19 protein-coding genes and 1 riboswitch are annotated in these 22,527 nt (G+C 74.0%); of the genes, 12 read left to right on the top strand and 7 right to left on the bottom strand.

Translation table 11 applies throughout. From position 1 onward, the window contains the following. The first annotated feature begins 16 nt into the window (after positions 1–16). Positions 17–925 (top strand): branched-chain amino acid transaminase, encoded by a 909-nt coding sequence (locus SROS_RS27035; protein WP_012892098.1) that lies wholly within the window; start codon positions 17–19, stop codon positions 923–925. Between the two features lie 36 nt (positions 926–961). Here the strand turns inward: SROS_RS27035 and SROS_RS27030 are convergent, their stop codons facing one another. The 3 genes from SROS_RS27030 to SROS_RS27020 form a co-directional block, all read right to left on the bottom strand. Then, positions 962–2,497 carry an RtcB family protein gene (locus SROS_RS27030; protein WP_012892097.1) on the bottom strand — a complete coding sequence of 512 codons (1,536 nt, stop codon included), beginning with the start codon at positions 2,495–2,497 and terminating at the stop codon, positions 962–964. Between the two features lie 216 nt (positions 2,498–2,713). Next, complete coding sequence (locus SROS_RS27025) at positions 2,714–4,141, bottom strand: MFS transporter (RefSeq protein WP_012892096.1); 1,428 nt, start codon at positions 4,139–4,141, stop codon at positions 2,714–2,716. Then, positions 4,138–4,722, bottom strand: a complete 585-nt coding sequence (locus SROS_RS27020) for a TetR/AcrR family transcriptional regulator (RefSeq protein WP_043653040.1) — start codon at positions 4,720–4,722, stop codon at positions 4,138–4,140. Before SROS_RS27020 ends, SROS_RS27025 begins: the two co-directional genes overlap by 4 nt. A 195-nt stretch (positions 4,723–4,917) precedes the next feature. On the opposite strand from SROS_RS27020, the gene SROS_RS46230 reads away from it, so the two are divergent. The 8 genes from SROS_RS46230 (at position 4,918) to cobM (ending at position 11,326) form a co-directional block, all read left to right on the top strand. Next, positions 4,918–5,817, top strand: a complete 900-nt coding sequence (locus tag SROS_RS46230) for a hypothetical protein (RefSeq protein ID WP_012892094.1) — start codon at positions 4,918–4,920, stop codon at positions 5,815–5,817. 5 nt (positions 5,818–5,822) lie between these two features. After that, positions 5,823–6,260, top strand: a complete 438-nt coding sequence (locus tag SROS_RS27010; protein WP_012892093.1) for a hypothetical protein — start codon at positions 5,823–5,825, stop codon at positions 6,258–6,260. Positions 6,261–6,300: 40 nt separating this feature from the next. Next, positions 6,301–7,779 carry a flavin monoamine oxidase family protein gene (locus SROS_RS27005; RefSeq protein WP_012892092.1) on the top strand — a complete coding sequence of 493 codons (1,479 nt, stop codon included), beginning with the start codon at positions 6,301–6,303 and terminating at the stop codon, positions 7,777–7,779. Positions 7,780–7,851: 72 nt separating this feature from the next. After that, positions 7,852–8,262, top strand: a complete 411-nt coding sequence (locus SROS_RS27000; protein WP_245564289.1) for a TIGR03618 family F420-dependent PPOX class oxidoreductase — start codon at positions 7,852–7,854, stop codon at positions 8,260–8,262. 75 nt (positions 8,263–8,337) lie between these two features. Beyond that, the gene (gene def / locus SROS_RS26995; protein WP_012892090.1) at positions 8,338–8,886 is read left to right on the top strand and encodes a peptide deformylase; all 549 of its coding nucleotides are present in this window, start codon (positions 8,338–8,340) and stop codon (positions 8,884–8,886) included. 55 nt (positions 8,887–8,941) lie between these two features. After that, positions 8,942–9,370: a TIGR03618 family F420-dependent PPOX class oxidoreductase gene (locus SROS_RS26990; RefSeq protein WP_012892089.1), complete on the top strand. Its 429-nt coding sequence runs from the start codon at positions 8,942–8,944 to the stop codon at positions 9,368–9,370. Beyond that, the gene (locus tag SROS_RS26985) at positions 9,363–10,586 is read left to right on the top strand and encodes a bifunctional cobalt-precorrin-7 (C(5))-methyltransferase/cobalt-precorrin-6B (C(15))-methyltransferase (protein ID WP_012892088.1); all 1,224 of its coding nucleotides are present in this window, start codon (positions 9,363–9,365) and stop codon (positions 10,584–10,586) included. The genes SROS_RS26990 and SROS_RS26985 overlap by 8 nt, the downstream gene beginning before the upstream one ends. Further along, positions 10,583–11,326 carry a precorrin-4 C(11)-methyltransferase gene (gene cobM, locus SROS_RS26980; RefSeq protein WP_012892087.1) on the top strand — a complete coding sequence of 248 codons (744 nt, stop codon included), beginning with the start codon at positions 10,583–10,585 and terminating at the stop codon, positions 11,324–11,326. The genes SROS_RS26985 and cobM overlap by 4 nt, the downstream gene beginning before the upstream one ends. Before the next feature lie 183 nt (positions 11,327–11,509). Here the strand turns inward: cobM and SROS_RS26975 are convergent, their stop codons facing one another. Further along, complete coding sequence (locus SROS_RS26975; RefSeq protein ID WP_012892086.1) at positions 11,510–12,583, bottom strand: cobalt-precorrin-5B (C(1))-methyltransferase; 1,074 nt, start codon at positions 12,581–12,583, stop codon at positions 11,510–11,512. Between the two features lie 59 nt (positions 12,584–12,642). Here SROS_RS26975 and SROS_RS26970 point away from each other — a divergent pair, with 59 nt between their 5' ends. After that, the gene (locus tag SROS_RS26970; protein WP_012892085.1) at positions 12,643–13,395 is read left to right on the top strand and encodes a cobalt-precorrin-6A reductase; all 753 of its coding nucleotides are present in this window, start codon (positions 12,643–12,645) and stop codon (positions 13,393–13,395) included. 170 nt (positions 13,396–13,565) lie between these two features. Here the strand turns inward: SROS_RS26970 and SROS_RS26965 are convergent, their stop codons facing one another. Further along, positions 13,566–15,095 (bottom strand): precorrin-2 C(20)-methyltransferase, encoded by a 1,530-nt coding sequence (locus tag SROS_RS26965; protein ID WP_012892084.1) that lies wholly within the window; start codon positions 15,093–15,095, stop codon positions 13,566–13,568. Positions 15,096–15,217: 122 nt separating this feature from the next. Between SROS_RS26965 and SROS_RS26960 the strand changes: the two genes are divergently transcribed. Next, positions 15,218–16,351 carry an RNA-guided endonuclease InsQ/TnpB family protein gene (locus SROS_RS26960; RefSeq protein ID WP_043653032.1) on the top strand — a complete coding sequence of 378 codons (1,134 nt, stop codon included), beginning with the start codon at positions 15,218–15,220 and terminating at the stop codon, positions 16,349–16,351. A gap of 121 nt (positions 16,352–16,472) precedes the next feature. Here SROS_RS26960 and SROS_RS26955 read toward each other — a convergent pair whose 3' ends face one another. After that, positions 16,473–17,099, bottom strand: coding sequence for a precorrin-8X methylmutase (locus SROS_RS26955; protein ID WP_012892082.1), 627 nt, complete (start codon positions 17,097–17,099; stop codon positions 16,473–16,475). Further along, positions 17,096–18,517 (bottom strand): sulfite reductase subunit beta, encoded by a 1,422-nt coding sequence (locus tag SROS_RS26950; RefSeq protein WP_012892081.1) that lies wholly within the window; start codon positions 18,515–18,517, stop codon positions 17,096–17,098. The genes SROS_RS26955 and SROS_RS26950 overlap by 4 nt, the downstream gene beginning before the upstream one ends. A 24-nt stretch (positions 18,518–18,541) precedes the next feature. After that, positions 18,542–18,730, top strand: a riboswitch (cobalamin riboswitch). 114 nt (positions 18,731–18,844) lie between these two features. Here SROS_RS26950 and cobN point away from each other — a divergent pair. Beyond that, the gene (gene cobN, locus SROS_RS26945) at positions 18,845–22,468 is read left to right on the top strand and encodes a cobaltochelatase subunit CobN (RefSeq protein WP_012892080.1); all 3,624 of its coding nucleotides are present in this window, start codon (positions 18,845–18,847) and stop codon (positions 22,466–22,468) included. Positions 22,469–22,527 lie beyond the last annotated feature (59 nt).

The raw sequence follows: 22,527 nt of genomic DNA, 5'->3' as shown, positions 1-22,527 counted from the left end.
CTCCTGGGAGGGTTCGATGGCGCTGCGGGAAGCGGAAGCGATCTGGATGGACGGTGCGCTGGTCCCCTGGGGCGAGGCGCGCGTCCACGTGCTGTCGCACGCGCTGCACTACGGAACCGCCGTGCTCGAAGGCACCAGGACCCACGACACGCCCGACGGGCCCGCGGTCTTCCGGCTCGACGCGCACCTCGACAGGCTCTACCGGAGCGCCAGGATCATCGGTCTGGACATCCCCTACGCGCCCGCCGAGCTCCGTGCGGCCACCCTGGAGACGGTCGCGGCCAACGGCCACTCCTCCTGCTACATCCGACACCTCGTCCACCGGGGCTACGGTGAGATGGGCGTCGCGGCCCGCGGCTGCCCGGTCACCGTCTCGATCGCCACCTGGGAGTGGGAGGCGCTGCTCGGTGAGGGGGTGCGCCTGATGACCAGCTCCTGGCGGCGCAACGACCCGGCGGTCGTGCCGACGTCCGCCAAGGCGACGGGCCCCTACCTCAACTCGGTCCTGGCCAAGGCCGAGGCGCTCGACGCCGGATTCGACGAGGCGGTGCTGCTCAACGCGGCGGGCTACGTCAGCGAGTGCACGGCGGCCAACGTCTTCACGGTCCGCGACGGAGTGCTGTCGACCCCGCCCTCCAGCGCGGGAGCACTGGAGGGCATCACCCAGGACACGGTCGAGCGGCTCGGCGCCGACCTCGGCCTGCCGGTGCTCAGGCGCGACCTGCTCCGCGCGGACCTCTACACGGCCGACGAGATGTTCCTGTGCGGGACGGCGGCCGGGATCGTGCCGGTCCGCTCCGTCGACAACCGCGAGCTCGGCGGTCCGGGCCCGGTCACGGCCAAGCTCATCGACGTCTACGACGCCGCCGTCCACGGCCGCGACGACCGCTACCGCCACTGGCTGACCCCCGCCGGCCCCCGCTGACCGCGCTCTCCGGCCGGGCGGACTCCGGCGTGCCGGTCACCCCTTGACGGTCAGCAGCGGTCGCAGCTCGACGACGGGTTCGGCGACCCCGGCCCTGCGGAGACTTGAGACGACGGGGCCGATGTCCTTGTACACCCAGGGGGCCTCCTGCTTGAGGTCGCGGCGCCACGCGGCCATCACGTCGGAGCGGCGGTTGACGGCCGGGTCACGGTGGTCCAGGGGGGTGACCACCCGGAAGTCGCGAAGGAAGGCGTCCAGCTCGGCTTCGCCCGCCTGGGCGGCGGCGCCCCGGCGCACGCGGCGACCGGCCCCGTGGCAGGCACTCGCCAGGGTCCGGGGGTTGCCGTGACCGCGCAGCACGTAACTGGCGGCCCCCATCGAGCCCGGTACGATGACGGGCTCGCCCCACATCGCGTACGGCCCGCCCGCCGTCTCGGCGTATCCGCCCGCCGGCGTCGCGCCCTTGCGGTGCACGACCTGTCCGTCGTCGTGCTGCCACAGCAGGTTGTGCGGGGCGTCGTACACGAGGTCGGCGGCGAGTTCCCCGCACTCGGCGGCCAGCCCGGCGCGCAGCATCAGCGACAGGAAGAACCGGTTGCCCACCGCGAAGTTCGCCGCGTTGCCGAACGCGTCCAGGTAGCGCCGCCGCGCCGGCGCGGACCGTCCGTCCGTCATCATGGGGATGATCCTGTTGTCCGGCAGGGGGACGCCTGCGGGCCATGCGGCTCTGGCCTGGTCCAGCCCGGACGCGTTGGCCTGATGTCCCAGCGACAGGGAGCCGCTGTGCACCATCAGCACCACCTGGCCGAGACTGAAGCCCCACCCGTGGGCGGCCTGCCGGTCATGGATCGCCGACACGTACTGCAGCTCCGCGAAATGGTTGCCGCCGCCGACGCTGCCGATGATGCTGTCGAAGCTCGTGCCGCCCGCGCTGTGGATCCAGTCCCGGAAGGCGTCGGCGTTCGTGGTCGGGTACTGCGATCCGTGGATCCGGCCGGGCCGGGCGTCGCCGGGCCGCAGCGCCGACCACACCCCGTCCGCCCGCTCCGGCCTGCCGGTGCCGAGCAGCCCCGGCAGGCCGTCGCGGAGCAGCGCCTCTCGCTGGAGACCGGACAGCGCGATGCGCCGGCCGCCCTCGAAGAACAGGTGCCGTAGCCGGCGTTCCAGCGCGTCCAGCCGCGGGCGTACCTGGTCGGCGGTCAGCGACGTCGTCTCCAGCCGCATACCGCAGTTGATGTCGTTGCCGACCGCCTGGGGGAGCAGCGCGCCGCGCGTCTGCAGCACCGTGCCGATCGGGATCCCGGCCCCCTTGTGGAGGTCGGGGGTCAGCACGACCCGGCTGATCGCCGCTTCGGTGTGCCCGGTCACCGCGCCCAACCGCTCCAGGGTGTCGGCGGTGGCGAGCACGGTGAGGATCTCGTCGATCGCGCTGGACTCGATCGGCACGTCGGCCCCGGCGCAGACGTCCACGGGGATGCCCCACCGGTTGGGCAGGTGGAGCCAGCTGTCGTCGGTGCGGACGAGCCGCAGGTCCTGCTGGAACGCGGCGGGACGCCGCTTGGAGGTTGTCATGGAGCCTTCCTGGTGGCTGCTGGTGAGAGAGGTGCGAGCTCCGCCGCCATCCGGTGACGGGCATGCGGGACAGCGCCGGCGTCTGGGCCGGCGGTGGACTCCCCGAGGTTCAGCAGCCGCGAGGTGGGATCGACTTTAGCGGTGGAGCCCGGCATCCCCAATGGGTTTTCGGCCGCCGCCCGCCTCCGCCCCTGTCCGATGTCCGGCACCTCCGCATCAGCGTTGGTGACCGTGGAGAACCGGTGCCGTCCGACCGGGCAGCCTGCCCGCCGGCAGCGCGCCGATCACGGCTACGGCCGCGAGGACCATGAGCGTGGGGCCCATCGCGGAGGAGAAGGCGTCAGCGGTCCAGTGCGGCCCGTCGCCGTACGGCCCGCCGGCGGTGGTGCCGGGGGCGGTGAGGGTCATCAGCATCGTCGCCGCGGCGACGCCCAGCGCCGGGCCGACATTCATGGCGGTCTGCTGGAGCCCGCCGGCCACCCCGGCGGTGTCCACGGACGCGTGGTGGACGACGACGGCTGTCCCGGTGACCATCACCGCGCTGAAACCGGCGCCCAGCACGAGAAAGCAACCGCTGATCGCCAGGGAGGCCGGCGCCTGGCCGAGATGGGACAGCAGAAGGATGCCGAGGGCGAGCAGGGCCATCCCCGCCACGGCCGTCCCGCGTGGCCCCCACCGGCGCAGCAGCACAGCGCAGACCGGTGCGCCCAGCACCATCGTCGCGGCCAGGGGCAGCACTCTCAGACCGCTCTGCAGCGGGTCCAGCGCGAGGACGTCCTGCAGGAAGTACGTGCCGACGAACAGGGCGCCGAACAGGGCCGCCGACGCCGCCACCAGGATGCCGAGCGCCGAGGTGACCGTTGTCGATCGGAGCACGCTTGACGGCACCAGCGGGCTCGTGGCGCGTCGTTCGTGCCAGACGAACGCGCCACCGGTGGCCGCGACGGCGGTAAGCCCGAGCGCGGTCGCCGCCGTCCAGCCGGTTTCCGGTATTTCGACGAGCGTTCGCACCAGGCAGGCCAGGGTTACCGCGAGAAGGCAGGCGCCGGGCAGGTCGAGCCGGACGCCGGAGGCTTTCACCGGCGCGGATGGCCGGACGGCGAGAGTCAGCACGCCGACCGCGAGAGCGGGTGCCACGTTGAGGAAGAAGACCGCGCGCCAGCCCAGGTGGGCGGTCAGCGCCCCGCCGACGATCGGACCGGCGGCGGCCGCCACGCCGATGGCACTGGTGCGCAGCGCGATCGGCATGCCGAGCCGGTCGCGCGGGTATGTGGCGCGCAGTATCCCGAGGGTGGCCGGTTGCAGCAGCGCGCCGAAGATCCCCTGGGCGACGCGCAGGCCGATGACCCAGCCGATGTCAGGCGCCAGGCCGATACCGGCCGACGTGGCGGCAAAGCCCAGGATGCCGGTGGCGAGGAGCTGCCGGTGGCCGTAGCGGTCCCCGAGGCGGCCGGCGAAGACGAGCAGGCTCGCCACGGCGATCAGGTATCCGGTGCTGGTCCACTGGACCTGCGCGAACGAGGCGTGCAGATCCCGTTGCAGGGTGGGCTGCACGACGGTCAGCACGGTTCCGTCCAGGGCGACGATCATCGCCCCGATGACGCTGCTCGCGAGTGTCAGGCGCCGCTGTCCTCCGGGGCTCACCGGTTCTCCGGTCCGAGGTGCGCGTCCAGCGCGGCGCGCAGCAGCGGTCCGGCGTCGTCGGCTCCCGTGGCGAGCCGGAGGCTGCCCCATCCCCACAGCTGGGCGATGCCGTGCAGGTTGGCCCAGAGCGCGCCGGCGACGACCTGTGGCGCGGGGCCGGGCCGTGTCCGCGCCCGGGTGACAAGGTCGGTAAGGATGTCGAAGAGCGGCAGGCTCGTCTCCCGCAAGCCGAGGTGGTTGCTCTCCAGCAGGTCATGGCGGAACATCAGCTCGAACATGCCGGGGTTGGTCAGTGCGAAGTCGAGGTAGACGCCTCCCAGCGCCAGGAGCCGGGCCCGGGGGTCCGCCCGGCCTTCCCCCGCCGTCTCGGTGACCTTGGCGGTCAGGTCGGCGAAGCCCTGACGTGCGATGGCCGACAGCAGGGCCACGTGGGTCGGGAAGTAATGGCGCGGAGCCCCGTGCGAGACCCCGGCCCGGCGGGCGATCTCCCGCAGCGTCAGGGACTGCATCCCCTCCCTGGCCACCAGGTCGACTCCGACCTCTATCAGACGGGCACGGACGCCCATGTCCTGCTCACTCATAGACAGTGTCTACCAAACCGGGTAGACACTGTCTACTTCGATCCCGCCGTCGGCCGGCGGCCGCGTCCCGTGCCGGAGGTCCTCCCGGATGTCGCAGCCCCATTACTGTCCGTTGTATTAATGTGACCTTCTGTGTTACCCCTATCGGGTCGTGCAGCCGGAACGCACGCCGGTCGGCGGAGGTGAGGAGACACGATGACAGCTGATCCCGACGGCCGGGAACGGTCCGGGACGGATCATCTCCGGCAGGTCCACGACGCGGCGGCCGAGCTCGCGTGGACGGCGGAGGAGATCCGGCGGATCTGCGCGCGCACGACGGCCACGCTGACCGCCGCCGCCACGCGTTCCCCGTGGTTTCCCTCCGGCATCCACTGGAGCCTGCTCCGCGCGCTGACCAACCGCGGGGGGCTCGGTTACGCCTTCGAAGGCGGGCGGTTCGGCGGTCCGGCCGCCCGCCTGGGCGCGCTGGCCGGGCGGAGCAGCCTCGCCACGCTGGTCGCCGTCACCTCCCTACGGCTGCGGATCGCCGGTGTCCTGCACCGGAATCCGGAACTGGCCGCCGACCCCGTCATGCGGCGGCTGCTCGACGCGGCCGGCGCGGATCGCGACGCCGAGGCGGTCCGGGCCGTCCGGGCGCTGTGCAGGGAGAAGGGCGCCATCGGGGCGATCGGCGGCATCGCGCCCGTCTTCGGCGAGGTGCTCGCGATGCGGGCGCTGCTCGACGAGAACCCCTTCAACGACCAGACCGGCTGGTCCACCGCGACGGGCCGGGGATCCTCGGGTCACGGACGGGACGTCGCCCACTCCGCCGGCCCCGGCCGGGAGCCCCCGCCCCGACGCAGCCCGGAGATCTCCATCGCCGACCTCGAACACCGGCTGCGTGAGGCCCGGAAGCTGATCGCCGCCCGGCTCGCCGCCTACCGGAGCCGGGCGACATGCTCGCGGGCCCGCCGGGTCCCCGACCGCTCCGCCCTCTTCTCCGCCGGGCCGCGCCGCTCCAGAAGGCTGCTGCTGGCCGGGGGCCTCGCCGGACTCGTCGCGGCCGTTGCCGTCGCCGCGTGGCACCGGCGCGCCCGCCGGGCCTCGCGCGGATGACGGGGATGGGGGTGATCCCGGGATACGGAGCGCTCGCCGAGCAACTGGCCGCCGACGCCGCGCGCCTGGCCGGCCACGCGGCCAGGCTGCGCGACCTCGCCGCGCGTGTCCGGGGCAATCCGATCGTGCCCGAGTGGTTCGGCGACCTGATCGACGGGCAGATCGCCCGCTGCGCCGCCGCCTCCGCGGACCTGACCCGGGCCGCCGTGGCCACCCGTGACCGCGCCGCCAGGGAGCGTGATCGCGCCGCCGGAGACGGAGCCCGCCTCACCCGGGCCGGCGCCGTCCCCCGCGACCGCGCCCCCGACACTTCCGGTGTCCCCGGCTCTCCTGCCGCTTCCGGCGGATCCGACGCTTCCGGCGCTTCCGGCGTCCCCGATGCTCCCAGCGCCCCCGATGCTCCCAGCGCCCCCAGCACCTCCGGCGTCCCCGAAGAGGGATGAGCCGGCCGGTTCCGATGAGACCACTTCCCGAGGAGGCCCCATGCCCGCCGATCCCCGCCACCCCCGGTTCGACCACGCATCCCTCAGCCCCGGCCACGAGCGGGTCTCCCCGCGTCTGGTCAGGACCGCGCAGGAGGGCCTGCCCGCCCGCCAGGACACGCCGAAGCGGGTCCTGGTCATCGGCGCGGGCATGGCGGGCCTGGTCGCGGCCTACGAGCTGATGCGCCAGGGGCACGACCCCGTCGTGCTGGAGGCACAGCAGCGCGTGGGCGGCCGCGTCCACACCCTGCGCGGCTTCGCGGAGGGCCTGTACGCCGAGGCAGGGGCCATGCGCATCCCCCGCGTCCACGACCTGACGCTGGCCTACTGCCGCGAGTTCGGGCTCGGCCTGCGCCCTTTCGTCATGGGCAACCCCAGAACCCTCGCCTTCATCCAGGGCAGGCGCATGACGATGGAGGACCTGAACGCCGATCCGGGCCTGGTGGACTTCGAGCTGGCCGAGCACGAACGCGGCAGGAGCTACGAGGAGCTGTGGAACGCGGCCACCGCGGAGGTCCGGGAGCGCTACTCGGCCGAGGGAGGCGCCGCCCTCGACCGTCTCTGCGCCGACTACGACCATCACTCGATCCGCAGCTTCCTGCGCGAGCGGGGCTTCTCCCCGGGGGCCGTCGAGCTCTACGGGATCATGAGCTTCCGGGAGTCGAACCTCAACGCCGCGGTGATCGAGCAGTTCCGGGAGATCATCGGGCGGGCGTTCGAGGACATGCAGGAGATCGTCGGAGGGACCGACCGGCTGCCCCTCGCCTTCTACGAGCGGCTCAAGGAGCGCGTCCACTTCGGCCACGAGGTGCACGCGATCGAGCAGGACGACCACTCGGTCACCCTGCACGTCAGGACCGCCGCCGGCCGTACCGAGATGACGGGCGACTACGCGGTGTGCACCATGCCCTTCTCCGTGCTCCGCGACATCGAGGTAAGGCCCGCGTTCACCCGGCGCAAGCAGCGGGCGATCAGGGAGCTCAACTACAACGCCTCGACCAAGATCCTGTTTCAGGTGCGCGAGCGGTTCTGGGAGCACACCGACGGGATCGTCGGCGGGACCACCGTGACCGACCTGCCCGTCCGCCGGATCTGCTACCCCTCCCACTCCGACCCCGACGAGCGCAGGGGCGTCCTGCTCGCCAGCTACACCTGGGGCCAGGACGCGCTGCGGTGGGGTGCCATGAGCAGGGAGAAGCGGATCCAGCAGGCTGTGGAGGACGTCGCGAAGGTCCATCCGGAGATCGTCGACGTCTTCGAGTTCGGGGTGAGCCACGCCTGGTACGAGGACCCCTTCGCGGCCGGTGCCTTCGCCCTCTTCGAACCGCACCAGCAGACGACCCTGCACGAGGCGATCATCCAGCCGGAGGGCCGCGTCCACTTCGCCGGAGAGCACTGCTCCCTCTGGCACGCCTGGATCGAAGGCGCGCTGGAGTCGGGCCTGCGCGCCGCCGCCGCCATCCACGACGGCCCGTCCTGAGACTTTCCCAGGGGCGGTGGAATTGATCAACAGGGCGTGATGTTCGATTGGTCCGTAGGCATACCGCTGATCGTGGAGGTCTCTGTGGGCAAGCTGAACGACGACGCGAAAGAACTGCTCAGCCAGCCGATTCACGCCTGGGTGACGACCGTCCGGCCTGACGGGTCGCTGCACAGCACCGTCGTGTGGGTGGATGTCGACGGAGACGACGTCATCTTCAACACGGCCGTCGGCCGCGCCAAGGAGCGCCACCTGCGCAACGACCCCCGGGTGTCGGTGAGCGTCCTGGACCCCAAGGACGCCTTCCACCTCGTCAGCGTCTCGGGCACCGGGGAGCTGGAGCTCGAAGGCGCGGACGCCGTCATCGACGGCCTGGCGAAGAAGTACCTCGGGGTGGACAGCTACCCCTACCGGCAGCCGGGCGAGCAGCGCATCACGGTGCGGGTGAGGCCCGACCAGGTGATCTACAGCCCGGGAAGCTGAACGGCGTTCTCCGGCGCGGCCCGGCCACGAGTAGTCTGCTGCGACTGACACGCGACGAACCTGGAGGCGTTCCACATGGAAGCAAGCGGCGAGGGCACGGCAAGGCCGATCACGTTCGTCGGCGAACCGGTGCTGCACCGTCCGTGTGAGACCGTGACCCGCTTCGACGACGACCTCGCCATGCTGGTCGCGGACATGTTCGCGAGCATGTACGCCGCCGAGGGCGTGGGCCTGGCGGCCAACCAGATCGGGATCGGCCTGCGCGTGTTCGTCTACGACTGCCCGGACGAGACCGAGGAGTTCCGCAAGGGCGTCGTGGTCAATCCGACCCTGGTGATGCCCGGACCGGACGAGGAGCACCTGGACGACTACGCCGAGGGCTGCCTGTCGGTGCCGGGGCAGCGGGCCTCGCTGGCCAGGCCGGACCGTGCCGTGGTGCACGGGTTCGACGTGACCGGAGCGCCCGTCACGGTGGAGGGCACCGGCCTGCTGGCCCGCTGCCTGCAGCACGAGACCGACCACCTGGAGGGGCGCCTCTACATCGACCGGCTCCCGGCCGAGCGGCGCGAGCAGGTCCTGGCGGCCTACGAGCAGGAGCGCGACCAGGCGGCCGTGGCCGGCTGAGCGCCGGCGGGCCCGGGGGAGGGGGATCCTTCACCGGGCCCGTCTCCCGGCTACCATGTCGCCCGGTACCACGACATCGGGGAAGGGCTGGGTGTTGAAGGATCTCGGAGACGGGTTCCGCGCCTTCTGGCGGGAGCGTCACCTGTCCACGCTGACCACCGTGCGGGCTGACGGCACGCCGCACGTCGTCCCCGTGGGGGTGACGCTGGACCCCGACTCCGGGATCGCACGGGTGATCACCTCGGGCGGCTCGCACAAGGTCCGCCACGTGCGCGCGGCCGGAGAAGAGGGCGCGGCGGTCGCCGTCTGCCAGGTGGACGGGCGCCGCTGGTCGACCCTGGAGGGGCGCGCGGTGATCCGGGAGGACCCCGGGTCGGTCGCCGACGCCGAGCACCGCTACGCCGAGCGCTACCGGCGGCCCCGTGAGAACCCGGCCCGCGTCGTGATCGAGATCCGGGTCGTCCGGGTGCTGGGCAATGTCTGACCTCGTCATGGTCGTCGGCATCGGCGCCGACGGCTGGGCGGGCCTGTCGGCGGCGGCGCGGCGCGAGCTGCACGCCGCCGAGGTCCTGATGGGCAGCGCCCGGCAGCTGGCGCTGGTCCCCGAGCCGACCGCCGAGCGCGTCGCCTGGCCCTCGCCGATGCTCCCGGCCCTGCCCGCGCTGTTCGCCTCCCACCGGGGGCGCCGGGTGTGCGTGCTGGCCAGCGGCGACCCCATGTTCCACGGCATCGGCACGACGCTGGTCCGGCTGCTCGGCACGGACCGGGTCCGGGTGCTGCCCCATCCGTCGTCGGCCTCGCTGGCCTGCGCCCGGCTCGGCTGGGCCGTCGACCGGGTCGAGGTGGTCAGCGTCGTGACGAGGCCGGTCGAGTCGGTCCACGCCGCGGTCCACGAGGGCCGCCGGGTGCTGGTCCTCAGCGCCGACGGCCGCACCCCGGCGCGGGTCGCCGCGTTGCTCGCCGCGCGCGGGTACGGCGGCAGCACGATGACGGTCCTGGAGCGGCTCGGCGCCGCCGAGGAGCGTGTGATCTCCGGCACGGCGGGCGGCTGGTCCCTGCCGGTGGCCCACGACCTCAACGTGGTCGCGCTGGAGTGCCGCGCCGACGCCGGGACCGTGCCCCTGCCCTGCGTGCCGGGGCTGCCGGACGAGGCCTTCGAGCACGACGGCCAGCTCACCAAGCGCGAGGTGCGCGCGGTGACCCTCTCCCGGCTCGCCCCCGTCCCCGGCGAGCTGCTGTGGGACGTCGGCGCGGGGGCGGGCAGCATCGCGATCGAGTGGATGCGCGGTCATCCGGCCAACCGGGCGGTGGCGGTGGAGAGCCACCCCGAGCGGGCCGCGCGGATCTCCCGCAACGCCGCGGGGCTCGGCGTGCCCGGCCTGAACGTGGTGACCGGGCCGGCTCCCGCGGCGCTCGCCGGCCTGGAGCCGCCCGAAGCCGTCTTCATCGGGGGAGGGGTGACCGTCCCCGGGGTGGTGGAGGAGTGCTGGGAGGCGCTGCGGCCCGGCGGCAGGCTGGTCGCCAACGCGGTCACCGTGGAGTCGGAGGCCGTCCTGGCCTCCTGGCACGGTGAGCTCGGCGGCGACCTGGTCCGGCTGGCGGTCAGCAGGGCGGCACCGGTCGGCGGCTTCACCGGCTGGCGGCCGATGATGCCCGTGACGACCTGGACGGCGATCAAACCGATGGAGGATGAGCGATGACGGTGCGGTTCATCGGGGCGGGACCCGGCGCCGCCGACCTGATCACCCTCCGGGGGCAGCGGGCGGTCGCGTCCTCGCCGGTGTGCCTGTACGCCGGGTCCCTGGTCCCGGCCGAGCTGCTGGAGTGCTGCCCGCGGGGGGCGCGGCTGGTGGACACCGCCAGGATGGCCCTGGAGGAGATCGTGGCGGAGATGCTCGCCGCTCACGGAGCCGGTCACGACGTGGCCCGCTTGCACTCCGGCGACCCGTCGGTGTTCAGCGCGATGGCCGAGCAGATGCGGCGGCTGGACGCGGCCGGGGTGCCCTACGAGGTGATCCCCGGCGTGCCCGCGTTCGCCGCCGCGGCGGCGTCGCTGAAGCGGGAGCTCACCGTCCCCGGGGTGGGCCAGACGATCGTGCTGACCCGGACCTCGGTCCGCGCCACCCCCATGCCCGACGGAGAGGACCTGGACACGCTCGGCCGCAGCCGGGCCACGATGGTCCTCCACCTGGCCGTGCAGCGTATCGAGGCGGTCGCCGCGGAGCTGGTCCCCAACTACGGCGCCGACTGCCCGGTGGCCGTGGTGGCGCGGGCCAGCCGGGACGACGAGGTGATCCTGCGCGGCACCCTGGCCGACATCGCCGGCAAGGTCCATGCCGCCGGGGTCGTCCGCACCGCGGTGATCGTGGTCGGCCGCGTGCTGACCGCCTCGGAGTTCCCCGACAGCCACCTGTACTCGGCCGCCCGCTGCCGTGACTGACCCCGGCGCCCCCGCGCCGGGACCCACCGCCCCACCGCGCCCGGCCACCGGCCCCGGCCGGCCCGGCTGGTCCGCGCGGCCGGCGGCCACTCGGCTGGGCCGGGCCGCTCAGCCGGTGACCGTGTGGCCGGGGCGGGTTGTCCGTGTGACGGCCACGCGGCGGGCCAGGGCCGCGTGGCCGGTTCAGCCGGCGCGGCCGACGATCGCTCCCGCGCGGTCGATGACCACCACGTCCACCGCCACGGGTGCCTCTCGCAGCACGCCGACGGCCGTCAGACGGGCGCGCTCGGCGACCAGGTCGCCCAGCGGCAGCCCCGCCTCCTGGCAGAGCCGGAGCGCGTGCAGGGCCGTGTTGGCCGCCAGCACCCGCCCCGCCAGTGCCTCGTCCCCGCCCGCCGAGCGGACGATCCCGGCGAGCATGCCCGGATTGACCTGCGAGCGGCCCGAGTGAAGGTCCAGATGGCCGTCGGCGAGCTTGGAGAGCTTGCCGATGCCGCCGGCGACGGTCAGCCGCGGCACGGGATGCCTGCGCAGATACTTCAGCACGGCTCCCGCGAAGTCGCCCATGTCGAGCAGCGCGTCCTCCGGCAGCCCGTACAGCTCGGCGGCCACCTTCTCCGAGGTGCTCCCGGTGCATCCGGCGACGTGCCGGCGGCCGGCGGCCCTGGCCACGTCGATACCGCGCCGGATGCTGTCGATCCAGGCCGAACACGAGTACGGCACCACGATGCCGGTCGTGCCGAGGATGGACAGCCCGCCCAGGATCCCCAGCCGGGGGTTCCAGGTCTTCCTGGCCAGCTCCTCGCCGTGCTCCACCGAGATCTCCACGGTCACGTCACCGGTCCCGCCGTACCGGGCGGCCACCTCGGCGAGGTGCTCGCGCATCATCCGCCGGGGGACCGGGTTGATCGCCGGCTCGCCCACGTCCAGCGGGAGCCCCGGCTTGGTGACGGTGCCGACCCCGGGCCCCGCCACGAAGGCCACGCCGCTGCCGGGGGCGCCGTGCCGTACCGTCGAGGAGATCAGTGCCCCGTGCGTCACGTCGGGGTCGTCGCCGGCGTCCTTGACCACCGCGGCCATGGCCGCGCCGCCGGTCAGCTCCTCCCTGGCCAGCGCGAACGCCGGACGCTGCCCCTTGGGCAGCACGATCTCCACCGGGTCGGGGAAGTCGCCGGTCAGCAGCGCGGTGTAGGCGGCGGTGGTGGCCGCGGTCGCGCACGCGCCGGTGGTCCATCCGTGGCGCAGCGGTGTGCTCATGGTTCGAAGGTCGGTCGGTACGGCAGGGCGGTGTCCTGCGATGGCGGAAAGGTGATGGTGTGCTGAACATCCTGGTGCTGGGCGGCACGGACGAGGCCAGGCGGCTGGCCGCCGCGCTCGCCGGACGCGCCGGGACACACGTGGTGTCCTCGCTGGCGGGGCGGGTCCGCGATCCCAAACTGCCGGTGGGCGAGGTGCACGAGGGCGGCTTCGGCGGTCCCGGCGGGCTTGCGACGTGGATCGGCGAGCGCGGGATCGACGTCGTCGTGGACGCCACGCACCCGTTCGCCGCCCGGATGACCGCCTCGGCGGTCGAGGCGACCGGCCGGGCCGGGGTGCCGCTGATGATCCTGCGGCGGCCGGGCTGGCAGGCCGCCCCCGGCGACGACTGGCGCTGGGTGCCGTCGCTCGCCGCGGCCGCCGAACTCCTGCCCGCGCTGGGGCAGCGGGTGTTCCTGACCACCGGCCGCCGCAGCCTGCCGGTCTTCGCCGGACTCGACGGTCTGTGGTTCCTCGCCCGCTCGGTGGACCCGCCGGAGCCGCCCGCCCCGCGCCACCTGGAGGTGCTGCTCAGCCGAGGCCCGTTCACCGTGCAGGGTGAGCTGGCGCTCATGCGTCACTACCGCGTGGACATGCTGGTCACCAAGGACAGCGGCGGCGAGATGACCACGGCCAAGTTGCTCGCGGCCCGGGAGCTCGGGCTCCCGGTCGTGATCGTACGGCGGCCGCCGCATCCCGGGGGAGTCCCCTCGGCGGAGACGGTGGAGGAGGCGCTCACCTGGCTGGAGAGCACGGTGGGTCACGCCGGGTGAGGCCGGCCCGGCCGGGAGGCGTGCCCGGCCGGGGGCGCCGGGTCCGGTTGGGCCGGCCGGCAGATGTGCCCGGTCGAGACCACCGGGCCCGGTTGAGCCGGCCGGCAGGTGTGCCCGGCCGGAGGGCCCGGGCCGGGCGGGGCCGCCCGGCCGGGGCCGCGTGAGGCCGGTCACGCGGGATAGCGGCGGGGGGTGAACACCACCTGGCCGCCGTCGCCCCGCTTGACCGCCCGGGTGGTCGAGGAGCCCACCAGCAGCAGGCAGCGCATGTCGACCAGGGCAGGGTCGAGCTCGGCCAGGGTGGTGACGGTCATGCTCTCCCCGGCCCCGCCGACGTCCCGGCCGATGACGACGGGAGTCTCCGGAGCGCGGTGCTCCAGCAGCAGGTCGCGGGCGGCGGCCACCTGCCACGTACGGCTCTTCGACGCGGGGTTGTAGATCGCCAGGACCAGGTCGGCCTTCGCGGCGGCGGTGATCCGCCCGGCGACGACCTCCCACGGCTTGAGCAGGTCCGACAGCGACAGCACGCAGTAGTCGTGGCCGAGCGGGGCGCCCGCTCGGCTCGCCACCGCGTGCGCGGCGGTCAGACCGGGCAGCACCCGCACCGGGACGTCCGCGAACCGGGGCTCGCAGGCCACCTCCAGCACCGCGCTGGCCATCGCGAACACCCCCGGGTCGCCCGAGGAGACCACGGCCACCCGGGATCCGGCCGCGGCCAGCTCCAGCGCGTGCGCGGCCCGCTCGGCCTCCACCCGGTTGTCGGTGGGGTGGCGGCGCTGGCGCGGGTTCGGCGGGACCCGGTCCAGGTAGGGGCCGTACCCGACGAGCTCGTCGGCGCCCGCCAGCGCGTCCTGCGCCTCCGGGGTCAGCCACGGCCGTCCGGCCGGGCCGAGACCGACCACGACCACCTCGCCGGGACCGCCGGCCGGGATCGCGGGCTCCGCCTCCCGGACCGGGCCCGCCTGCGCGGCGTTCACCGGGCTCGGGATCAGCGCCAGCGAGAAGTACGGCACGCTGTCCGGATCCACCTCGGCGAGCGGGGCCAGGCGCTGGCCGCCGGTGGTGGCGCGTTCCACGTACCAGGCCTCGTCGAGGCGGCCGGCCCGGTCCAGCGCGTCGCGCACCTTGGTGAACGTCCGGCCCAGCTTGAGGATCGCCGCCGAGTCGGCGGCCGCCAGGCGCTCGGCGAGAACCTCGGCGGGGAGCGTCCCGGGCAGCACGGTCAGCGTCTCGTCCCGCTCGACCAGCGGCCGTCCGAGGACCGCCGCGGCGCCGCTCACGGAGGTCACGCCGGGGACCACCTCGGTGACGTAGCGGTGGGACAGGCGCTTGTGCATGTGCATGTAGGAGCCGTAGAAGAGCGGGTCGCCCTCGCACAGCACCACCACGTCGCGGCCGGCGTCCAGATGGGCGGCCAGCCGCAGCGCGCACTCGGCGTAGAAGTCGTCGATGGCGCCCTGGTAGCCGCCGGGGTGATCGGTGGTCTCCGTGGTGAGCGGGTAGATCAGGGCTTCCTCGATCTGACCCTCACGCAGGTACGGCGCGGCCACCGAGCGGGCGATGCTCCGGCCGTGGCGGGCACTGTGGAAAGCGATCACGTCCGCCTCGCCGAGGAGGCGGGCGGCCTTGACGGTCACCAGCTCCGGATCCCCGGGCCCGAGTCCCACGCCCCAGAGCCGTCCAGTCGCCATGTCGGTCATCGAATCTCCTTGAGCGTGGAGACCCCGGGCTTCAGCCCCGGGGAGGAGACGCGGCACAGCGCCGCGCGGGATTTTCTCGAACGCGCGTACGGCATCGACCGTGTTGCGTCATGATGTGCGCCATGGCGCAGCGTGTGAAGCGGGCCTTCACCTACCGCTTCTATCCGACCCCCGAGCAGGCCGAGCAGCTTGCCCGGACCTTCGGCTGCGTCCGCCTGGTCTACAACAAGGCGCTGGAGGAGCGCAGCCGCGCCTACGCCCTTCACGGACGCGGTGTCTCCTACGGGGAGTCGTCGGCGATGCTGGCCGCGTGGAAGCGCACCCAGGAGCTGGCGTTCCTGGGGGAGGTGTCGTCGGTGCCGTTGCAGCAGGCCCTGCGCCACCTGCAGGCGGCGTTCACCAACTTCTTCGCCAAACGGGCCGCCTATCCGCGGTTCAAGTCCAGGAAGAGGTCCCGGCTGTCGGCTGAGTACACCCGCTCGGCGTTCACCTGGCGCGACGGGCGGCTGACCCTGGCGAAGACGGGCACCCCGCTGCGCATCGTGTGGTCGCGGCCGCTGCCCGAGGGGGCGGAGCCGTCCACGGTGACGGTGAGCAGGAACGCGGCCGGGCGGTGGTTCGTGTCGATCCTGTGTGAGGACACGGTCCGCCCGCTGGACCCGGTGGAGGGTGTGGTGGGCATCGACGCCGGGATCGCGTCCCTGCTCGTCTTGTCGCGGCCGATCCCCGGCGTCACCGACGCCGTCGGCAAGGTCGCCAATCCCCGCCACGAGCGGGCCGACCGCGTCCGGCTGGCCCGCGCGCAGCGCGCCCTGGCCCGCAAGGAGAAGGGCTCCAGCAATCGGGCCAAGGCGAAGGTGCGGGTCGCGCGGGTGCACGCCCGGATCACCGACCGCAGGCGTGACCACCTGCACAAGCTCACCACCTCGATCGTCCGCGAGAACCAAGTGATCGCGATCGAGGACCTCACCGTCCGCAACCTGGTGAGGAACCGCCGCCTGGCCCGCGCCGTCTCGGACGCCTCCTGGCGGCAGGTGCGGACCATGCTGGAGTACAAAGCGGCCTGGTACGGCCGGGAACTGGTGGTCGTCGACCGCTGGTTTCCCTCCTCCAAGCTCTGCTCGGCGTGCGGCGCGGTCGCTGCGGCCATGCCGTTGGAGGTGCGGGAGTGGGTGTGCGCGGCTTGTGGCGCGACCCATGATCGGGATGTGAACGCCGCGAAGAACATTCTCGCCGCCGGGCTGGCGGAGAGGTGAAACGCCTGTGGAGCCGGTGTAAGACCTCAAGGGAGATTCCTCCTGGCGGGCTGCTGGCGGTGAAGCAGGAAATCCGACCTGTGAGGGTGGGATTCCCCCGGCTTCAGCCGTGGGGAGGAAGTCAATCGTCCTCACTCGCGATGGCGTTGACCGCGGCGGCGGTCATCGCGCTTCCACCCCGGCGCCCGTGCACGACCAGGTACTCCAGGCCCGCCGGATGCTCGGCGAGGGCCTGCTTGGACTCGGCGGCGCCGATGAAGCCGACCGGGATCCCGAGCACGGCGGCCGGCCGGCCGGCACCCTCCTCGACCATCTCCAGCAGCCGGAACAGCGCGGTCGGCGCGTTGCCGATCGCGACCACGGAGCCCTCCAGCCGCTCGCGCCACAGCTCCAGCGCGGCGGCGCTGCGGGTGGTGCCCAGCCGTCCGGCGAGCTCCGGCACGCCCGGCTCGCCCAGCGTGCAGATCACCTCGTTGCCGGCGGGCAGGCGGCGGCGGGTCACCCCGGAGGCGACCATCATCGCGTCGCACAGCACCGGCGCGCCCGCGCGCAGGGCCGCGCGCGCCGACGCCACGACGCCGGGCGACCACCCGAGGTCGGTGACCAGGTCGACCATCCCGCAGGCGTGGATCATGCGGACCGCCACCTGGGCGACGTCCGGGGGCAGGCCGCGCAGATCGGTCTCGGCGCGGATGGTGGCGAAGGAACGGCGGTAGATCTCCGCGCCGTCGCGGACGTAGTCGATCACGTTTCCCCTCTGGCGGCCGCCACCGCGGCCGTGGTCTCTTCGATGTCCGCACAGGTCAGGCTCTGGCCGTCCAGGTCGACGCGGTAGCCGTCGCCGGTGGCGACCACGTCCGCGACCCGCCCTCTGGGGCGGCCGCAGCGCCTCTCGCAGCCCGCCCAGTGCACGGGGAGCGTACCGGTGCGCGGTGAATCCGCCACATGCGGGGCGACGGCCCGGGGCGTGCCGCCCTCCGGCTCCGCCCGGCTCCCGGGCCCGGTTCCGTCCGGGGCGTCGCTCCCGATCGGTGCCCCGGGGCCGGCTCCGGTGGTGGCGGCCGTCCCGCCGCCCCGGTGGGAGACGGTGGCGCGGGCCGCGTCGGCCCGCACGTCGGCCAGGGACTTGGCGCAGCCGGGACGTCCGGCGCAGGCCGTCACGCCGATCCACGGGGAGCCGGGGTCGGTGACCAGGCCGGCCTCCGCCAGCCGGGCGGCCGCCCGCAGCAGCCCGGCGCGTGCCAGGCCGGGCAGGACCACGCCCCGCCACGGCGTCAGCCGTACCTCGCCGTGGGAGGCCAGGTCGGCGAGGAGCTCGGCCTGGGCGGAGGTCAGCCGTCCCAGCGGTACCGCGACGCCGAGGGCCACCCGGCCGTCGGGCTGGCCGACGGCGCCCACCGGCTCTCCCGCCGTGGACGGCCGCCCGGCCCGGTACGGCTCCGCGGGCGGGCGGAGCCGTACCGGGCCGGCGGACCCGGTGTCCAGCGCGGCGCGGACCCGGGCCGCGACCAGCTCCGCGCCGTCGCTCAGCTCGCTGATCCGCCAGGCGTGCGTCTCCCGGGCGGTCAGCTCGGCCAGGAACGCCTCGGCGGCGGCGAGCAGGGCGGTGACCGCGGAGGTCACGGGCACGCGCAGGCCGCTGTCGGCGCCCGCGAGGATCAGGGCGGCCTCGCCCGTCCCGTCCGGCAGGATCCCGGCGTCGGGGCCGAGCCAGGCCACGTCGCCCCGGCCGTCGTCGAGGGCGAACAGGAAACGTCCCGGCAGGCCGGCGAGGACGGGCCGGGCGCACAGCCGGCGGTCCAGATCGGCGACCAGCGGGCCGACGTCGAGCACCCCTCTCGCGTCGCAGCCGGTCAGCGGGGAGGCGAGGACGTTGCGGATCCGCTCGTGGGTGAGCGAGGGCAGCAGCCCCGCCTCCGCCATGCGCGCCGCGAATCCGGTCTCCTCGCCGAGCCCGCGCACCTGGACGTTGGCGCGGGAGGTCAGCTCGATGACGCCGGTCCCCCAGGTGGCGGCGGCGCCGGCGAGCTCGCGTAGCTGGGGGACCGTCAACCGGCCGCCGGGAACGCGGACGCGCGCCAGGCCGCCGTCGGCCGCGGCGTGCACCTGGAGCGCCCCGGGACATGCGTCGAGTCGCGATCGTCCGGAAAAGTCGCCAATGACCACGCAGAGGATGTTAACGCCAGTTTCTTGCAAGGAACGGGACTGCCGTAGTCTCATCGATGGCGACGGCAAGGGAGGAAGCCGGTGTGAATCCGGCGCGGTCCCGCCACTGTAACCGGGGAGCGAACCCCACCCAGGCCACTGTCCGGCGACGGACGGGAAGGCTGGGGGGAGCACCGATCCGGGAGCCAGGAGACTCCAGCCGTCGTAGCCGACGACGACCCGGGGCGAGGACCCCGAGGGAGGAAGCTCCGTGCGCTTTTCGCCGTTCCCCTGCCATTCCGTGGCCCCGCTGAGCCGTACCGCGCCGTTCCCGCAGGGGTGTGGCGCGTGATCCTCCTGCTCTCGACCTCCGACACCGACCTGCTCAGCGCCCGCGCGAGCGGCGCGGACTACCGGCTGGGCAACCCCGCCCGGCTCACCGCCGACGACCTGCCGCCCCTGCTGGACGGCGCCGACCTGGTCGTCGTCCGGCTGCTCGGCGGGCGCCGCGCCTGGGAGGAGGGCCTGGACGCCCTGCTCGCCGGGCCCCGGCCCGTCGTCGTCCTCGGCGGCGAGCAGGCGCCCGACGCCGAGCTGATGGAGCTGTCCACCGTGCCCGGCGGGGTCTGCGCCGAGGCGCACGCCTACCTCGCCCACGGCGGCCCGGCAAACCTCACCGAGCTCCACCGGTTCCTGTCCGACACCCTGCTGCTGACCGGACACGGGTTCGCCGCGCCCGCCCCCACCCCCGGCTGGGGCCTGCTGGAGCGCGCGGCGCGCCGTGAGGACGGGCCGGTCATCGGGGTGCTCTACTACCGGGCCCACCACGTCGCCGGGAACACCGCGTTCGTCGAGACCCTCTGCTCGGCGATCGAGGACGCCGGCGGCCGGGCGCTGCCCGTCTACTGCGCCTCCCTGCGCAGCGCGGAACCCGGCCTGCTGGAGGTCCTCGGTACGGTCGACGCCCTGGTGGTGACCGTGCTCGCGGCCGGCGGCACCCGCCCGGCCACCGCGTCGGCCGGCGGGGACGACGAGGCCTGGGACGTCGGCGCGCTCGCCGCGCTGGACGTGCCGATCCTGCAGGGGCTGTGCCTGACGAGCAGCAGGGCGTCGTGGGAGGCGAACGACGACGGCCTGTCCCCGCTCGACGCGGCCACCCAGGTCGCGATCCCCGAGTTCGACGGCCGGATCATCACGGTGCCCTTCTCCTTCAAGGAGATCGACGAGGACGGGCTGACCGTCTACGCGGCCGACCCCGAGCGGGCCTCCCGGGTGGCGGGCATCGCGGTACGGCACGCCGTGCTCCGGCACATCCCGGCCGGCGAGCGGCGGATCGTGCTGATGCTGTCGGCCTATCCCACCAAGCACTCCCGCATCGGCAACGCCGTCGGCCTGGACACCCCCGCGAGCCTCGTCAGGCTGCTGGCCGTACTGCGCGAGCGCGGCTACGACATCGGCGCCGAGGGCGAGCTGCCGGGCGTGACCGAGCAGGACGGCGACGCGCTGATCCACGCGCTGATCGCGGCGGGCGGGCAGGACCAGGAGTGGCTCACCGAGGAGCAGCTCTCCGGCAACCCGGTGCGCATCGCCGCGGGCCGGTACGCCGAGTGGTACGGCACGCTGCCGCAGGACCTGCGCGACGGGATGGAGCGGCACTGGGGCCCCGCGCCGGGCGAGCTGTTCGTGGACAGGTCGCACGACCCGGACGGCGAGATCGTGCTGGCCGCGCTGCGCGCCGGGAACGTCGTGGTCATGGTGCAGCCGCCCCGCGGCTTCGGCGAGAACCCCATCGCGATCTACCACGACCCCGACCTGCCGCCCAGCCACCACTACCTGGCGGCCTACCGCTGGCTGGCCGACGGCTTCGGCGCGCACGCCGTGGTGCACGTGGGCAAGCACGGCAACCTGGAGTGGCTGCCCGGGAAGTCCGCCGGGCTGTCGGCCTCCTGCGGCCCCGACGCCGCACTCGGCGACCTGCCGCTGATCTACCCGTTCCTGGTCAACGACCCCGGTGAGGGCACCCAGGCCAAGCGCCGGGCTCACGCCACCCTGGTCGACCACCTCGTCCCGCCGATGGCCCGCGCCGACACCTACGGGGACATGGCCCGGCTGGAGCAGCTTCTCGACGAGCACGCCTCCATCGCCGCGATGGACCCGGCGAAGCTCCCCGCGATCCGCGCCCAGATCTGGACCCTGATCCAGGCCGCCCGGCTCGACCACGACCTGGGTATCGAGGACCGCCCGCACGACGCCGAGTTCGACGACTTCCTGCTGCACATCGACGGCTGGCTGTGCGAGGTCAAGGACGTCCAGATCCGCGACGGCCTCCACGTGCTGGGCGCCGCCCCGGAGGGCGCGACCCGCGTCGACCTGGTGCTCGCGATGCTCCGCGCCCGCCAGATGTGGGCGGGCGGCGAGGCCCTCTCGGGGCTCCGCGAAGCCCTGGGTCTGGCCGAGGACGGCACGGCGGGCCGGATCGGCACCGACGAGGCCGAGACCCTCGCCCGAGCGCTGGTCGAGGCCATGGAGGAGCGGGCCTGGGACCCGGCGGCCGCCGCCGGCGCGACCGAGGCCGTCCTGGGCGCCGGGGCGGAGCCGAGGACCGCCGCGGTGGCGGACCTCGGGATGGTGGAGCGGATCCTGCGGTTCGCGGCGGCCGAGGTCGTGCCCCGGCTGGCGCGGACCACCGACGAGATCGACGCGATCCTGCACGCCCTCGACGGCGGTTACGTCCCGGCGGGACCGAGCGGGTCGCCGCTGCGCGGGCTGATCAACGTGCTGCCCACCGGCCGCAACTTCTACTCGGTCGACCCCAAGGCGGTGCCGAGCAGGCTCGCCTGGGAGACCGGGCAGGCGATGGCCGACTCCCTCCTGGAGCGCTACCGGGCCGACACCGGCGACTGGCCGCGCTCGGTCGGGCTGTCGGTGTGGGGGACCAGCGCCATGCGCACCGCGGGCGACGACGTGGCCGAGGTGCTGGCCCTGCTCGGTGTGCGGCCGGTGTGGGACGAGGCGTCGCGGCGGGTCACCGGGCTGGAGCCGATCCCCGCCGGGGAGCTGGGACGCCCGCGCGTGGACGTCACGGTCCGGATCAGCGGGTTCTTCCGGGACGCCTTCCCGCACGTGGTGGCCATGCTGGACGACGCGGTACGGCTGGCCGCCGGGCTGGAGGAGCCCGAGGAGCAGAACTACGTCCGGGCGCATGTGCTGGCCGACAGCGCGAGCCACGGGGACGAGCGCAGGGCCACCATGCGGATCTTCGGCTCCCGGCCGGGGGCCTACGGCGCCGGGCTGCTGCCGCTCATCGACAGCCGCAACTGGCGCGACGACGCCGACCTCGCCGAGGTCTACGCGGTGTGGGGCGGCTTCGCCTACGGCCGGGGCGTCGACGGGGTCCCGGCCCGGGAGGACATGGAGACGGCCTACCGGCGGATCGCGGTGGCGGCCAAGAACGTCGACACCCGCGAGCACGACATCGCCGACTCCGACGACTACTTCCAGTACCACGGAGGCATGATCGCCACCGTCCGCGCTCTCACGGGGAAGGCGCCGGCGGCCTACATCGGCGACAGCACCCGCCCGGACGCGGTCCGCACCCGGACGCTCTCGGAGGAGACCTCCAGGATCTTCCGCGCCCGGGTGGTCAACCCCCGCTGGCTGGCCGCCATGCGCAGGCACGGCTACAAGGGGGCCTTCGAGCTCGCCGCCACCGTCGACTACCTGTTCGGCTACGACGCCACCACCGGAGTGGTCGCCGACTGGATGTACGACAAGCTGGCCGCGACCTACGTGCTGGACCCGGAGAACCAGGACTTCCTGGCCAGGTCCAACCCGTGGGCGCTGCACGGCATCGCCGAACGCCTGCTGGAGGCGGCGGACCGGGGAATGTGGGAGCACCCCGACCCCGACATCCTGCGTGGCCTCCAGGAGGTCTACCTCAAGTCGGAGGGGGACCTCGAAGAGGGCGCCTGACCCCGCGGGCCCGTCCCGCTCACGCCGGGGCGGGCCCGCGGGGCGGCCACTCGCGGTCC

Origin of the sequence: Streptosporangium roseum DSM 43021 (assembly GCF_000024865.1) — a bacterium.
Classification (GTDB): Bacteria; Actinomycetota; Actinomycetes; order Streptosporangiales; family Streptosporangiaceae; genus Streptosporangium; species Streptosporangium roseum.
Note: the sequence above shows the minus strand (reverse complement) of the source record. Positions and strands in the feature narration are given on the sequence as shown.

Excerpts from the sequence above, each read along its gene's own strand:
- SROS_RS26990 (WP_012892089.1), top strand. The coding sequence starts at position 8,942 with ATGTCGCCCGGTACCACGACATCGGGGAAGGGCTGGGTGTTGAAGGAT.
- SROS_RS26960 (WP_043653032.1), top strand. The coding sequence starts at position 15,218 with ATGGCGCAGCGTGTGAAGCGGGCCTTCACCTACCGCTTCTATCCGACC.
- cobM (WP_012892087.1), top strand. The coding sequence starts at position 10,583 with ATGACGGTGCGGTTCATCGGGGCGGGACCCGGCGCCGCCGACCTGATC.
- SROS_RS27035 (WP_012892098.1), top strand. The coding sequence starts at position 17 with ATGGCGCTGCGGGAAGCGGAAGCGATCTGGATGGACGGTGCGCTGGTC.
- SROS_RS27010 (WP_012892093.1), top strand. The coding sequence starts at position 5,823 with ATGGGGGTGATCCCGGGATACGGAGCGCTCGCCGAGCAACTGGCCGCC.
- SROS_RS46230 (WP_012892094.1), top strand. The coding sequence starts at position 4,918 with ATGACAGCTGATCCCGACGGCCGGGAACGGTCCGGGACGGATCATCTC.
- SROS_RS26965 (WP_012892084.1), bottom strand. The coding sequence starts at position 15,095 with ATGACCGACATGGCGACTGGACGGCTCTGGGGCGTGGGACTCGGGCCC.
- SROS_RS27020 (WP_043653040.1), bottom strand. The coding sequence starts at position 4,722 with ATGAGTGAGCAGGACATGGGCGTCCGTGCCCGTCTGATAGAGGTCGGA.
- SROS_RS27005 (WP_012892092.1), top strand. The coding sequence starts at position 6,301 with ATGCCCGCCGATCCCCGCCACCCCCGGTTCGACCACGCATCCCTCAGC.
- def (WP_012892090.1), top strand. The coding sequence starts at position 8,338 with ATGGAAGCAAGCGGCGAGGGCACGGCAAGGCCGATCACGTTCGTCGGC.
- SROS_RS26975 (WP_012892086.1), bottom strand. The coding sequence starts at position 12,583 with ATGAGCACACCGCTGCGCCACGGATGGACCACCGGCGCGTGCGCGACC.
- SROS_RS26985 (WP_012892088.1), top strand. The coding sequence starts at position 9,363 with ATGTCTGACCTCGTCATGGTCGTCGGCATCGGCGCCGACGGCTGGGCG.
- SROS_RS27030 (WP_012892097.1), bottom strand. The coding sequence starts at position 2,497 with ATGACAACCTCCAAGCGGCGTCCCGCCGCGTTCCAGCAGGACCTGCGG.